11 protein-coding genes are annotated in these 13,990 nt (G+C 68.3%); 9 read left to right on the top strand and 2 right to left on the bottom strand.

All coding sequences use genetic code 11. The features are described from left to right. The first annotated feature begins 43 nt into the window (after window positions 1–43). Genes QP552_RS00435 through QP552_RS00395 form a run of 9 tightly spaced genes read left to right on the top strand, consistent with a single transcriptional unit; the run spans window position 44 to window position 12,392 of the window. Complete coding sequence (locus tag QP552_RS00435; RefSeq protein WP_286074659.1) at window positions 44–1,675, top strand: TldD/PmbA family protein; 1,632 nt, start codon at window positions 44–46, stop codon at window positions 1,673–1,675. 30 nt (window positions 1,676–1,705) lie between these two features. Further along, on the top strand, window positions 1,706–3,340 hold the full coding sequence (locus tag QP552_RS00430; RefSeq protein ID WP_286074657.1) for a TldD/PmbA family protein: 1,635 nt from the start codon (window positions 1,706–1,708) through the stop codon (window positions 3,338–3,340). 21 nt (window positions 3,341–3,361) lie between these two features. Continuing rightward, window positions 3,362–4,696: a TldD/PmbA family protein gene (locus QP552_RS00425; protein WP_106550556.1), complete on the top strand. Its 1,335-nt coding sequence runs from the start codon at window positions 3,362–3,364 to the stop codon at window positions 4,694–4,696. Further along, window positions 4,696–5,403 carry a DUF4159 domain-containing protein gene (locus tag QP552_RS00420; RefSeq protein ID WP_049430856.1) on the top strand — a complete coding sequence of 236 codons (708 nt, stop codon included), beginning with the start codon at window positions 4,696–4,698 and terminating at the stop codon, window positions 5,401–5,403. Before QP552_RS00425 ends, QP552_RS00420 begins: the two co-directional genes overlap by 1 nt. 16 nt (window positions 5,404–5,419) lie before the next feature. Beyond that, window positions 5,420–6,403, top strand: a complete 984-nt coding sequence (locus QP552_RS00415) for a MoxR family ATPase (protein WP_286074654.1) — start codon at window positions 5,420–5,422, stop codon at window positions 6,401–6,403. A 7-nt stretch (window positions 6,404–6,410) separates the two neighbouring features. After that, window positions 6,411–7,307, top strand: coding sequence for a DUF58 domain-containing protein (locus tag QP552_RS00410; protein WP_286074653.1), 897 nt, complete (start codon window positions 6,411–6,413; stop codon window positions 7,305–7,307). Further along, a complete protein-coding gene (locus QP552_RS00405) occupies window positions 7,304–8,425 on the top strand; it encodes a BatA domain-containing protein (RefSeq protein ID WP_286074652.1) in 1,122 nt (373 codons plus the stop codon). The genes QP552_RS00410 and QP552_RS00405 overlap by 4 nt, the downstream gene beginning before the upstream one ends. Continuing rightward, complete coding sequence (locus tag QP552_RS00400; protein WP_286074651.1) at window positions 8,422–10,587, top strand: hypothetical protein; 2,166 nt, start codon at window positions 8,422–8,424, stop codon at window positions 10,585–10,587. The genes QP552_RS00405 and QP552_RS00400 overlap by 4 nt, the downstream gene beginning before the upstream one ends. Then, window positions 10,584–12,392, top strand: coding sequence for a hypothetical protein (locus tag QP552_RS00395; RefSeq protein ID WP_286074650.1), 1,809 nt, complete (start codon window positions 10,584–10,586; stop codon window positions 12,390–12,392). Before QP552_RS00400 ends, QP552_RS00395 begins: the two co-directional genes overlap by 4 nt. A gap of 201 nt (window positions 12,393–12,593) precedes the next feature. Here QP552_RS00395 and QP552_RS00390 read toward each other — a convergent pair whose 3' ends face one another. Further along, entirely contained in the window at window positions 12,594–13,268 is a 675-nt protein-coding gene (locus QP552_RS00390; RefSeq protein WP_286074649.1) for a hypothetical protein, read from the bottom strand. Window positions 13,269–13,308: 40 nt separating this feature from the next. After that, window positions 13,309–13,821 (bottom strand): hypothetical protein, encoded by a 513-nt coding sequence (locus QP552_RS00385; RefSeq protein WP_286074648.1) that lies wholly within the window; start codon window positions 13,819–13,821, stop codon window positions 13,309–13,311. Between the last annotated feature and the right edge of the window lie 169 nt (window positions 13,822–13,990).

Raw genomic sequence — 13,990 nt, 5'->3', positions numbered from 1 at the left:
CCGGCCCGTTGCCAACCGCACGCAAGCGAGAGAGAGAAACGCTGTGCAACGACGTGAGTTCCTGGCTTTTTCCGGTCTGGGCCTGGCGGGCCTGCTGCTGCCGCATTCCCGTGCCATCGCCGCCGAGCAGCTGCTGGCCCCGGTCGATACCGCCCAGCGCCGGCGCCTGGCCGAGGTCGCGCTGGCAGCCGCACGCACCGCCAAGGCCAGCTATTGCGATGTGCGCATCGGCCGCTACCTCAACCAATCGGTCATCACCCGCGAGCACCAGGTCGGCAATGTGACCAACCGCGAGTCGTCCGGCGTGGGCGTGCGCGTGATCGTCAACGGCGCCTGGGGATTCGCCGCCACCCATCAGCAGACCGAGGCCGCCGTGCGTGCCGCGGTCGAGCAGGCCGCCGCGATCGCGCGCGCCAACGCCGCCATCCAGACCCGGCCGGTGCAGCTGGCACCGACGCCGTCGGTCGGTGAGGTGCGCTGGCAGACGCCGGTCCGCAGGAACGCGATGGCAGTGCCGATCCAGGACAAGGTCGAGCTGCTGCTGGCACTCAATGCCGCCGCGCTGAATGCGGGCGCCGACTACATCAATTCCACCCTGTTCCTGGTCAACGAGCAGAAGTACTTCGCTTCCAGCGACGGCTCGTTCATCGACCAGGATATCCACCGCATCTGGCTGCCGTTCACCGCCACCGCCATCGACAAGGCCAGCGGCAAGTTCCGCACCCGCGCCGGCCTGTCCTCGCCGATGGGCATGGGCTATGAGTTCCTGGATGGCGATGCACGCGGCAAGGTGCAGCTGCCGGGCGGCATCACCGCCTACCGTGATTCCTACGACCCGGTCGAGGACGCCATCGCCGCCGCCCGCCATGCGCGCGAGAAGCTGAAGGCGCCGTCGGTGAAGCCCGGCAAGTACGACCTGGTGCTGGACCCGTCCAACCTGTTCCTGACCATCCACGAGAACGTCGGCCACCCGCTGGAGCTGGACCGTGTGCTCGGCTACGAGGCCAACTACGCCGGCACCAGTTTCGCCACGCTGGACAAGCGCGATGCCGGCTTCCGCTGGGGCAGCGACATCGTCACCTTCTTCGCCGACAAGACCCAGCCGGGCAGCCTCGGTGCGGTCGGCTACGATGACGAAGGAGTGAAGACACAGCGCTGGGACCTGGTGCGCGACGGCATCCTGGTCGACTACCAGGCCACCCGCGATGAAGCCCACATCCTCGGCCGCGATGCATCGCATGGCTGCAGCTATGCCGATTCGTGGTCCAGCGTGCAGTTCCAGCGCATGGCCAATGTCTCGCTGGCACCGGGCAAGCAGCCGCTCAGCGTCGAAGACATGATCAAGGACGTGGAGAACGGCATCTGGATCCACGGCCGCGGTTCGTACTCGATCGACCAGCAGCGCTACAACGCGCAGTTCGGCGGCCAGCTGTACTACCAGATCAAGGACGGAAAGATCGCCGGCATGGTCGAGGATGCGGCCTACCAGATCCGTACGCCGGAGTTCTGGAACGCCTGCACCGCCATCTGCGATGAGCGTGACTTCCGCCTGGGCGGTTCGTTCTTCGACGGCAAGGGCCAGCCCGGCCAGGTCTCGGCGGTTTCGCACGGTTCGTCCACCACCCGCTTCAACGGCATCAACATCATCAACACCGCGCGCAGTCTCGGCGCTTGAGCCACCCATCCTTCGACATGGAGAGCAGCCTTGCAAAGACGTGACTTCCTGGCCCTGACCGGGCTTACCGCGGGCGGGCTGATCGTGCCCTCCTTCTTCGGCAAGGTGATCGCCGCCGAGCAGCTGCAGTCCAGCCTTGACCCGGCGCTGAAGAAGCGCCTGGCCGACGCCGCCCTGCAGGCCGCACGCAGCGCTGGCGCCACCTACTGCGACGTGCGCATCGGCCGCTACCTGCGGCAGTTCGTGATCACCCGCGAGGACAAGGTGCAGAACGTGGTGAACACCGAGTCCACCGGCGTGGGCATCCGTGTGATCGTCAATGGTGCGTGGGGCTTCGCCGCCACCAACGCGCTGGGCACTGCCGATGTGGCCAAGGCCGCGCAGCAGGCGGCAGCCATCGCCAAGGCCAACGCCGGCGTGCAGACCGCACCGGTGCAGCTGGCCAAGGCACCGGGCGTGGGCGAAGTGAGCTGGCGCACGCCGATCCGCAAGAACGCGATGGAGGTGCCGATCAAGGACAAGGTCGGCCTGTTGCTGGACGTCAACGCTGCGGCGATGGGCGCCGGTGCCAGCTTCGTCAACTCGATGCTGTTCCTGGTCAACGAACAGAAGTACTTCGCCTCCACCGACGGCTCCTACATCGACCAGGACGTGCACCGCATCTGGGCCCCGATGACGGTCACCGCCATCGACAAGTCCAGCGGCAAGTTCCGTACCCGTTCGGGCCTGTCCTCGCCGATGGGCCTGGGCTACGAATACCTGGATGGCGCCGCCGCCGGCAAGGTGGTCAGCCCCAATGGCGTGGTCAACTACAGCTCGTCCTACGACATGAAGGAGGACGCCATCGCCGCCGCCAGGCAGGCGCAGGAGAAGCTGAAGGCACCGTCTGTGAAGCCGGGCAAGTACGACCTGGTTCTCGACCCGTCGCACACCTGGCTGACCATCCACGAGTCGATCGGCCACCCGCTGGAACTGGACCGCGTGCTCGGCTACGAAGCCAACTATGCCGGCACCAGCTTCGCCACCCTGGACAAGCGCGAACAGCATTTCCAGTACGGCAGCGAGCTGGTCAACATCTTTGCCGACAAGACCCAGCCGGGCAGCCTCGGCGCGGTGGCGTACGACGACGAAGGCGTGAAGTGCAAGCGCTGGGACCTGATCAGCAGCGGCAAACTGGTGGACTACCAGACCATCCGCGACCAGGCCCACATCCTCGGCAAGACCGAGTCCGACGGCTGCTGCTATGCCGACTCGTGGTCCAGCGTGCAGTTCCAGCGCATGGCCAACGTGTCGATGGCGCCAGGCAAGAAGCCGCTGAGCGTGCCCGACCTGATCAAGGACGTGGAGAACGGCATCTACATCATCGGTGACGGTTCGTTCTCGATCGACCAGCAACGCTACAACGCTCAGTTCGGCGGCCAGCTGTTCTACGAGATCAAGAACGGCCAGATCACCCGCATGCTGGAAGACGTGGCCTACCAGATCCGCACGCCGGAGTTCTGGAACGCCTGCACCGCCGTGGCCGACGAGCGCGACTACCGCCTGGGCGGTTCGTTCTTCGACGGCAAGGGCCAGCCGGGCCAGGTCTCGGCGGTCTCGCACGGTTCTTCCACCGCGCGCTTCAACGGCATCAACGTCATCAACACCGCACGCAGCCTCGGCTGATCGGTCAGGAGCCCTTACACCATGAGTATCTTCACCGAAGCCCAGGCCAAGGCCATCCTCGACAAGGTCATTGCCCTGTCCAAGGCCGATGAGTGCACCGCCGTGCTGGCCGGCGCGATCGACGGCAACATCCGTTTCGCACTGAACAACGTTTCCACCAGCGGCATTGTCGACAACACCGAACTGGCCGTCACCGTGGCCTTCGGCAAGCGCGTCGGCACCGCCTCGATCAACGAGTTCGACGATGCCGCGCTGGAACGCGTGGTGCGCCGCGCCGAAGACCTGGCCCGCCTGGCGCCGGAGAACCCGGAGTTCATGCCGGCCATCGGCAAGCAGAGCTACCGCGCCAGCCCGACCTTCAGCGAATCCACGGCCGCGATCGATCCGGCCTTTCGTGCCAAGGTTGCCGCCGATTCAATCGCGCCGTGCCGTGGCCATGGCCTGATCGCCGCCGGCTTCCTCGAAGACGGCCAGGGCTTCCAGGCCACCGCCAACAGCAACGGCAACTTCGCCTACCAGCGCACCACCAACTTCGATTACACCTGCACCGTGCGTACCGAAGATGGCCGTGGTTCGGGCTGGGTCGGCCGCAACCTGAAGGATGCGGCGGACTTCAAGGCGGACCAGGACATCCGCATCGCCATGCGCAAGGCCACTGAATCGGCCGAAGCCAAGGCGCTGGAGCCGGGCAAGTACACGGTGATCCTGGAACCGGCAGCGGCTGCGGGCCTGATCAGCTTCATGATGAATTTCTTCAGCGCCCGTTCGGCCGATGAAGGCCGCAGCTTCCTGTCCAAGAAGGGCGGCGGCAACAAGCTGGGCGAGCAGGTCTACGACCCGCGCGTGACCATGATCGCCGACCCGTGGCATCCGGACGCACCGGTGCTGCCGTGGGACAACGAGGGCCTGCCACGCGAGCGCATGGCCATCATCGAGAACGGCAAGATCGCCAACCTGGACTACTCGCGCTTCTGGGCACAGAAGCAGGGCAAGACCGCCAAGGCGTCGCCGGGCAACCTGCTGATGAGCGGTGGCGACAAGAGCACCGCCGAGCTGGTGCGCGGCACCCAGAAGGGCATCCTGGTCACCCGTACCTGGTACATCCGCATGGTCGATCCGCAGACCGTGCTGCTGACCGGCCTGACCCGTGACGGCACCTTCTACATCGAGAACGGCCAGATCAAGCACCCGGTGAAGAACTTCCGCTTCAACGAGTCGCCGGTGATCATGCTCAACAACATCGAAGAGCTGGGCAAGCCGGTGCGCGTGGCCGGTGATGAATCCAGCTACGTGATGATGATTCCGCCGATGAAGCTGCGCGATTTCACCTTCACCTCGCTGTCCGACGCCGTCTGATGGATCGCCGGGCCTGCCTGCGCTGGTTGGCCGCTGCCGCTTCGGCGGCGGCGCTGCCGGCCTGGGCACAGGCAGGCCCGCGCAGTTCGCGCTACGACTTCTGGTTCACCCGCCTGCAGTACGACTCCGGCGACTGGGACGTGGACGCGCGCATGCCGTCCAACCTGATCACCTCGCTGATCGACTACACCTCGCTGCGGGTGGATCCGCAGGAACACGTGGTGGCGCTGGCCGACCCGCGCATGCTGGAAGCGCCGTTCTGCTACCTGGCGGGGCACACGCTGGTCGAGTTCAACGCCGCCGAACGGCAGAACTTCGTGCGCTACGTGCGCAACGGCGGCTTCGTCTTCGTCGATGACTGCAACCATGACATCGACGGGTTGTTCGCCACCTCGTTCGAAGCGCAGATGGGCCGCCTGTTCGGGCCCAGGGCATTGCAGAAGCTGCCCAACAGCCACGCGCTGTACCGCAGTTTCTTCCGTTTCCCCGACGGCCCGCCCGCGACCAGCTTCGAGCTCAACGGCTGGGGCGACGACCTGGTGCACGACTACCTGAAGGGCATCGAGGTCGATGGCCGCCTGGGCCTGCTCTACAGCAACAAGGACTATGGCTGCGAGTGGGACTACGACTGGCGCAACAAGCGTTTCCTGGCCGAAGACAACACCCGCTTCGGCGTCAACATCGTGATGTACGCGTTGAACAACTGATAGGACCTGCACGCCCATGACCGCCCCCGACCTCGATTCCCTGCTGCCGCGCCTGCACGATCTGCGCGCTGCGCTCGCACGCGCGGTGGTGGGCCAGAACACCGTGGTCGAGCAGCTGCTGATCGGCCTGCTGGCCAGTGGCCACTGCCTGCTGGAAGGTGCGCCCGGGTTGGGCAAGACGCTGCTGGTGCGCTCGCTCGGCCAGGCCCTGGAACTGCAGTTCCGGCGCGTGCAGTTCACCCCCGACCTGATGCCCAGCGACATCCTCGGCACCGAGCTGCTGGAGGAAGACCACGGCACTGGCCATCGCCATTTCCGCTTCCAGCAGGGCCCGATCTTCACCAACCTGCTGCTGGCCGACGAACTCAACCGCACCCCGCCCAAGACCCAGGCGGCGCTGCTGGAGGCGATGCAGGAGCGCACGGTCAGCTACGCCGGCACCACCCATGCGCTGCCGGCGCCGTTCTTCGTGCTGGCCACGCAGAACCCGATCGAGCAGGCCGGCACCTACCCGCTGCCGGAAGCGCAGCTGGACCGCTTCCTGCTGCACGTGCTGGTGGATTACCCCAGCGAGGACGAGGAACGGCAGATCCTGGAGCAGACCACCGGCGGCGCCACCGATACGGTGCCGAAGGTGATGGATGCCGAGGCGGTGATCGCACTGCAGGCCGCGGTGCGCCAGGTGCATGTCAGCCCCGATGTGCTGGCCTGGATCACCCGCCTGGTACGTGCCAGCCGGCCTGGCGAAGGCGCACCGGCGGCGATCAACCAGTGGGTGAAGTGGGGCGCCGGCCCGCGTGCCGGCCAGTCGCTGGTGCTGGCAGCGAAGGCACGCGCATTGCTTCAGGGCCGTTTCGCCGCCACCCGCGAGGACGTGCAGGTGCTGGCCGCGCCGGTGATGCGCCATCGCCTGCTGCTGTCGTTCGCCGCCGAGGCCGAGCAGAAGCGTGCCGACGATGTGGTCGCCGCGCTGCTGCAGGCCGTGCCGTTCCCGGGTTGAGCCACGCGTGAACGCAGGTACGCCGTTGACCCTGCCGCCGGAACTGCGTGCGCGCCTGCGCCTGCTGCGGTTGCGGCCGCGCGTGGCCAGCGGGGCAAACGGCATCGGCCAGCACGCCAGCCGCAGCCGCGGTGCCGGCCTGGAATTCGCGCAGTACCGTGCCTACGAGCCGGGTGACGAACTGCGCCAGATCGACTGGAAGCTGTACGCACGCTCGGACCGTTTCTTCGTGCGCGAATCCGAACGCGAAAGCCCGATCACGGTCTGGCTGCTGCTCGATGCCACCGCCTCGGCCGGCCAGGCTGATCGCGCGGCACCGCAGCGCACGCGACTGGACCACATGCGTGGCGTGGCCGCATGCCTGGTTGAACTGGCCCTGCAACAAGGCGACCGCTTTGGCCTGCTGACAATCAATGGCGATGGCCTGCAACTGGTGCCTGCGGCGAACGGCGCGCGCCAGCGCGACCGTGTGTATCTGCAGTTGCAGGCGTTGCAGGCACGCGGTGGCTGGCCCGCGCCTGATCGCCTGCGGCCGCTATGGGAACGGGTGCGTCCAGGCGACCTGCTGCTGGCGATCGGCGATGGCTTCGATGAGGCCGGCATCGTGCTGCTGGAACAACTGGCGAGCGCCCGCCGCGAAGTGGCACTGCTGCAGATCCTGACCGCTGACGAACGCGATTTCCCCTTCGACGCCGGCCACCGCTTCCGCGACCCGGAGACCGGCGAAGAACTGCTGGGCGATGGCGCGGCGATCCGCACCGACTACCTGCAGCGCTTCGCCGATGCACGCAGCGCGCTGCAGGCGCGCCTGCAGGCCAGTGGCATCGCAAGCGCCACCGGTTGGCTCGACCAGCCACTGGACCAGCCGCTGCAGGCGCTGTTCGGCCGTGGGGGCGGCGCATGAACCTGTTGTTCCCGCTGGGCCTGGCCGCGCTCGCCGCATGGCTGCTGCCGTTGTTGATCCACCTCGCCCGCCGCCATCCGTATACGCCGCTGGATTTCGCCGCGCTGCGCTGGCTGCGCGCGCAGATCCGGCCGCGCCAGCGCATCCGCTTCGATGACTGGCCGCTGCTGCTGGTGCGCCTGCTGTTGTTGGCCGCGCTGGCGCTGTTGCTGGCGCGGCCGGCGCTGACGGGCCCTGCGCCGGTCCCCGCTGCATGGACCGTGGTGGCCCCGGGCCTGGATGCCGCCGCACTGCGCGGCACCGTCGACGATGGCAACTGGCATTGGCTGGCCACCGGCTTCCCCTCCATCGACCAGGCACCGCTGGCCTCCAATGCCTCCCTGCCCAGCCTGCTGCGCGAACTGGATGCCCAGCTGCCGGCCGGTACCGCGCTGACCGTGCACATGCCCGATCCGCTGCCCGGCCTGGACGGCGCACGCCTGCAGCTGTCGCGCGATGTGCAGTGGCACCCGCATGCCGTCGCGGCCCCAGCCACACAGGCCGCCACGACGCCGCCACGGCTGCGCATGCACGCCGATGCGCCCGCCGGGGTGCAGCGCTGGATCGGCGCACTGCAGCGGGCCTGGGGCGCGCAGGCACCCCCGGCACCGTTGACGGCCGATGCCTTGCCCGAACGCGGCGAGATCGGTGTCTGGAGCCGCAGCGACGCACTGCCGCCGCACTGGCAGGGTTGGCTGCGCGATGGCGGCAGCGTACTGAGCGCTGCAAAACCTGCCACCGAGGCCAGTGTGCTGCTGCGCAGCGCCGATGGCGCGCCGCTGCTCTGGCAGCAGCGCGTCGGCCACGGACGCTTGCTGTCACTGCCCGGTGACTGGGACATCACTACCCATGCCGCGTTGCGCGACGCGCACCTGCCACGCTCGCTGCTGCTGGCACTGCAACCGCCATCGCCCCCACGCGTGGGGGATGCAACAGACCACGCGCCCCGCCAGACCGCCCTGCCGGCCGCAACGCCGCCGCTGCGTGAGCCGACCGCATGGCTGTTGCTGGCCATCGTGCTGCTGTTCGCCGTCGAACGCTGGATGGCCAGCAGCACCCGGCGCAGGGTGGCAGCATGAACGCGTTGCAACGTGCCTGGCAGCGCGCGCGACGCCGACGCGCCCTGATCACCCTGCTGCTTGGCCTGCCGTTGGCGCTGGCCGCCACCGCGCTGGCGCTGCGCCTGTCCGGCTTCGATCTGGCCTGCGTGGTCGGCACGCTCGCCGTACTCGCCTGCGCCACCGTTGCGACGGCGCGTGCCCGGCAGCTCGACCGTCGGTGGCTGCAGCGGCAACTTGATGCCAGCGGCACCAGCGAGGACAGCGCGGACCTGCTGTTCGCCGGGACCGCCACGCTCAATCCGCTGCAGCAGCGCCAACGCACGCACGTGCTGGCCGCGCTGGAGCGCCACATGCCGGAGCTGCGACCGCGCTGGCCGCGCGCGGCGCTGGCCCTGTGCTGGATTGCGGGCCTGACCATCGCACTGCTGGCATTCGGCTGGCCGCGCTCGAACAGCGGCCCCGCCACCGTTGAACCCACACCGCATGGCGGCACCACACCCGCGGGCCCACTGCACCTGCAGTCCACCCGCCTGCGCATCGACGCACCGGCCTATACCGGCCGGGCCACGCTCACCCAGAATGCGCTGGATGCCAAGGTTGCCGCCGACAGCCGCCTGTCGTGGTCGTTGCGCTTCGACCGTGCACCGGACAAGGCGTGGCTGCAGTTCCACGATGGCCGACGCCTGCCGCTGAACGAGCAGGACGGCCAATGGCAGGCGCAGGATGTGGCACGCGCGCCGGTGCTGTATCGCGTGGTGAGCGAACCAGCACTGGCTGAGACCCGCCTGCATCGGCTGGACGTGGTGGCCGACCGTGCACCCTCCGTACGCGTGCTGGAACCGGCGGCCAGCCTGGTGCTTGCCACGCCCGGACAGCGCCAATGGTCGCTGCGCTTCGAGGCCAGCGACGACTACGGCGTGGCCGCACAGGCAACGCTGTCGATCACCACCACCCAAGGCAGCGGTGAGAACATCACCTTTGTCCGTCGCAGCGTCAGCCTCACCGGCAGTGGCGAGCCGACCGCACGACGCTTCGCGCATACGCTCGACCTCGCCGCGCTGGGTGCGCAGCCTGGCAACGATGTGATCGCCCAGCTGGAAGTGCGCGACAACCACGCGCCCACACCGCAGGCCGGACGCAGCAGCAGTGTGATCCTGCGCCTGCCCAGTGCCGAGGTGGCGCTGGGTGCCGAGCTGGAAGGCCGTATCAAGAAGACACTGCCGGCCTACTTCCGCAGCCAGCGACAGATCATCATCGATGCCGAGGCGTTGATCCGGCAGCGGCGCGGTCTCGCCGCTGATGACTTCATCAAGCGCAGCGATGCGATCGGTGTCGACCAGCGCATCCTGCGCCTGCGCTACGGCCAGTTCCTGGGCGAGGAAAGCGAAGGCGCACCGAAGCCGCCGCCGACCAGCGACCTGCCCACCAGCGATACGCCGACCGCAGATGGCCACGACGACGATCACGAGCACGACCATGGCGCGCAGGCCGATGCGCACGACGACCATGGCCATGATCATGGCGGTACAGCCAGCGCAGGTACCCCGCCAGTGTTCGGCAGCGCGACCGACGTGCTTTCCGAGTACGGACACACCCATGACCACGCTGAGGCGGCCACCCTGCTCGACCCGCAGACGCGTGCCACGCTGAAGGCCGCGCTGGACCAGATGTGGTCGGCTGAAGGCGAGCTGCGCCAGGGCCGCCCGGAGCAGGCGCTGCCATTCGCCTACAAGGCGCTGGGCTTCATCAAGCAGGTGCAGCAGGCCGAGCGCATCTACCTGGCACGGGTTGGCCCGGAACTGCCACCGATCGATGAAAGCCGCCGGCTGGGCGGTGATCGCGCCGGGCTGGCCAGCCGCGAACTGCCGCTGGCCGCACGCACGCCGCCGGACCCGGCCATTGTCGAAGCCTGGCAGCGTCTAGGCGATGACATCGGCACACCCGATCTCGATGCGCTCGCCAGCTGGCAGCAACGCAACGCTACCTACCTGCCCGATGCGCTGGACCTGGCTGCCGCCATCGAGCAGCTGCGCATCGAGCCCGGCTGCCGCGACTGCCGCCAGCGCCTGCGTGCGCAGCTGTGGCGTGCCCTGCAGCGTCCGTTGCCGCAGGTGATGCGGCGCAGTGCAGCCGATGCGATGGGGCAACGGTATCTCGACGCGCTGGAGGCGCAGCCATGAACGCCTCCGGTTCGAGCCTGTGGATTGCGCTGGCACTTGCCCTGGTCGTGGTCATTGCCAGCGTGCGCCAGTTGCGTGGAAGCACAACGCACCCAGGCCGCCGCTGGCTCGTCTTCGCGCTGCAGATCGTCGCTGCCACGTTGCTGTATTTCTGCCTGGTACCACCTCCCCATCAGCAACCCGCCGCCGGCCTGGTCGTGCTCGGCGCCGAGGCCGGCAAGGCAGGCGCACCGCCGGCCAGCGAAGGTCCGCTGCTGCTGTTGCCGGAAGCGGGCGATGTACCTGGTGGACAGCGTATCCCCGACCTGGCCACCGGGCTGCGCCAACACCCCGCCTCCACGCTCACCCTCGTTGGCGCCGGCCTGGTCGCACGCGATCGCGACGCGGCGTTGCCAGGCGACGTGCGCTGGCAGGCAGCACCCGCACCGCGCGGCTGGGTCGCGCTGCAGCCACCGGCCGACGTTGCTCCCGGCGGACGCTTCGAGGTACAGGCGCAGTCGCGTGGCGCGGCAAAGGCGAAGGCCGAGCTGCTGGACCCGGCCGACACCGTGGTCGATCGCGCGGACGTTGCCGAAGACGGCCGCGTCCAGCTCACCGGCATCGCCCGCGCCGAAGGCCGCAGCATATTCCGGCTGCGCCTGCTCGACACCGAAGGCCATGTGGTGGATACCGTACCGGTGCCGCAGCAGACCCTGCCGGCAGCGCCCTTGCGCCTGTTGGTGCGTGCCAGCGCACCCGGCCCGGAACTGAAGTACCTGCGGCGCTGGGCCGCTGACGCCGGCCTGCGCGTGCAGGTGCAGGCCGATACCGGTGCAGGGCTCAGCGTGGGCGATGGCGTGGTTTCGCTCGATGCTGCAACGCTGGCGCGCAGCGACCTGCTGCTGCTGGACGAACGCGGCCTGGCGGCCCTGAGTGCAGGCCAGCTGGCCGCCGTGCGCCAGGCGCTGCGCGACGGTCTGGGTGTACTGGTACGCAGTGCGGGGGCACCTTCGGCCAGCGCGCGCCAGCGCCTGCATGATCTTGGCCTGCCCGTGCAGGGCGATGGCAGCAGCCGCACCCTCGAACTTCCCGGCGACGGTGACAGCGCGATTCTCGTCGCGCGCCGTGGCCCGCTTGCCGCCGGCACACTGCCAACCGGCTACGGCGAAGAGGCCGACCGCAGCTCGCACAGCGCTGCGCTGCCTTCGCTGGAAGCACTGGCATTGCAGGCACCGGGCAGCAACGCACTGCTGCATGGTCTTGATGGCAAGGCCGTCGGCGGTTGGCGTGCGGCCGGCAAGGGGCGCATCGGCCTGCTGCCAATCACCGACAGCTGGCGCTGGGTGCTGGCCGGCCGCGATGACCGCCACGGCGAACTGTGGAGCGGGGTGGTTGCCACGCTGGCACGTGCGCAGGGCAGCGGTGATGCGCTGTGGTCACCACAAGCGATTGCCTGGGCCGGCGAGCGGCAGGCACTGTGTGGCGTGCAGGCGCCGCTGCAGGCACTCAACCAGCATGGCGACAGCGTGCCGCTGATCGTCGATGGTGCGACATCGGCGCTGCGTTGTGCCGGCTGGTGGCCACGTGGCGCAGGTTGGCAGCGCCTGCAGCATGGGAACAGTATCGTCTGGCGCTATGTATTCGCCCCGAAGGACGCCGCGGCACTGCATCGGCAGGCGATGATCGATGCAACCACGCGGGCGCTGGCCCGCAGCATGCCCGCGAATGCGCAGGCCACGCAGCCGGTTGCCGGCTCGCGCTGGCCGTGGTGGCTGGCCTTCGTGCTGTGCGCCGCGCTGCTGTGGTGGCTGGAACGGCGGCGGTGACTTCGGGGTCGGATCCCTTTCGGGGGCGAAAGGGCTCTGACCCCACCAATTGGATCGCGAACCGCATCCACGCATGGCGTGGATCTACTGACGGCGCCGGGGTCGGATCCCTTTCGCCCGCGAAAGGGCTCTGACCCCAGCCGATTGGATCGCAAAGAGCATCCACGCATGGCGTGGATCTACTGGTCCCTCATGTGCCCTTCAACGTTTTCCCGCGCGCCGGTACACACCATTGAAGCGCACGTTCATGCCACCGCACTCGCTGTTGTCGGCCACGATCAGCACCTCGCCCAGCGAATGCACGCGCACCCTGCAGGTGTCTTCGGCGAACTCCACATCAGCACCACGCGGCGTCGCGCGCGCTTCCACCTGGCCCATGTTGGGGCCATACGGACGCTGTTCCGGCGTCGGGTTGGCAGAGGGCCAATAAGCGTCGCCGTCCACATGCAGCTGCCCACCCTGCACCGAGATGCGCAGGCCATTGTCGCCATCCTTCCAATGGCCTGCCCAGTCCTGCAGGGATGGCACGACCGCAGGCAACGGCTGCAGCTTGCTGCGGTCCACCCAACCGGCGCTGCCGCCCACCTTGTTCGGGAAGAATGCACAGCGATAACCGCCCAGGTCGCGTCCGATCACCACCGTATCGCCGTTGACCACATAGCTGCGCTGGCGGCAGGCCGGCTCGCCCTTGCCCGGGCAGCCGTCCATGTCGCCGAGCAGGTACAGGCGCGGTGCGTCGACCACCCGCGCCAGTGCAAACCGGCTCTGTTCGGAGGGGAACGCGCCGTTGCGGCAGGCGCCGCCATCGGCGATGCCTGAAGCGAAGGCGGAGGCCGGCAGCAACGCAGCCACCAGGCAGAAGGAACGCAGGGACATGGCGATGGCACCGATGGGGATGCCGGCAGGATATACCGGCCTACTTCACCGGCGATGGGTCGGCGGCACCCTGCTCCTCGGAGAACCGCAGCGCACGCTGCTGCTGTTCGGCACTGAGTTCCGGCGGTGGCCGCGCCACCGCAGCCTGGATCTGCGCCGGTCCACCGGTAAGCTTGTTCACGCCCTTTGCGGCTGCCATCACGCCCTTGACCACGCCCATCATGATGTAGCCGCCGCCCATGCTGACCTGTTCCGGCGACGGTGGTTCACTCCAGTCGCGGCTGAAGCGGTTGTCGCCGAACTTCACCGGGTTCTTGAAGCGGTACAGGTCCAGCGGCTCGTCTTCCGGCTTGAGTGCGCGCACTTCGCCAAGGGTGGTGACGTTGTCCTGCGGCAGGGTGGTGGAAACCGGCGCGGTGGTTGCCGCCGGAGCATCCGCAACGGCGGCAGGCACGGGCACCGCTACCGGCGCTGCCTGCTGCGCCTGCGCGATGCCCGCCAGCAACAGGCTGGCCAGCAGTGCTCCCTGCGTTCCACGTCGTGCCACAGCCATCCACCCTGTTGGTTGCGTCCAGTGAACAAGGATACGGATGCGGGCTTCAGATTTCGTTGCCACTGCGGCGACTGTTCAGCCCATGGAGCAGCTTCGACGCCAGGGGCTCTGAACGGTTCACTGCATCCCAAGCCGTTGTCTCACATCCTGAGACGTGGATGTGGTGCCA

It is taken from the genome of Stenotrophomonas sp. 59, assembly GCF_030291095.1.
GTDB classification, from domain to species: Bacteria; Pseudomonadota; Gammaproteobacteria; order Xanthomonadales; family Xanthomonadaceae; genus Stenotrophomonas; species Stenotrophomonas maltophilia_Q.
Note: the sequence above shows the minus strand (reverse complement) of the source record. Positions and strands in the feature narration are given on the sequence as shown.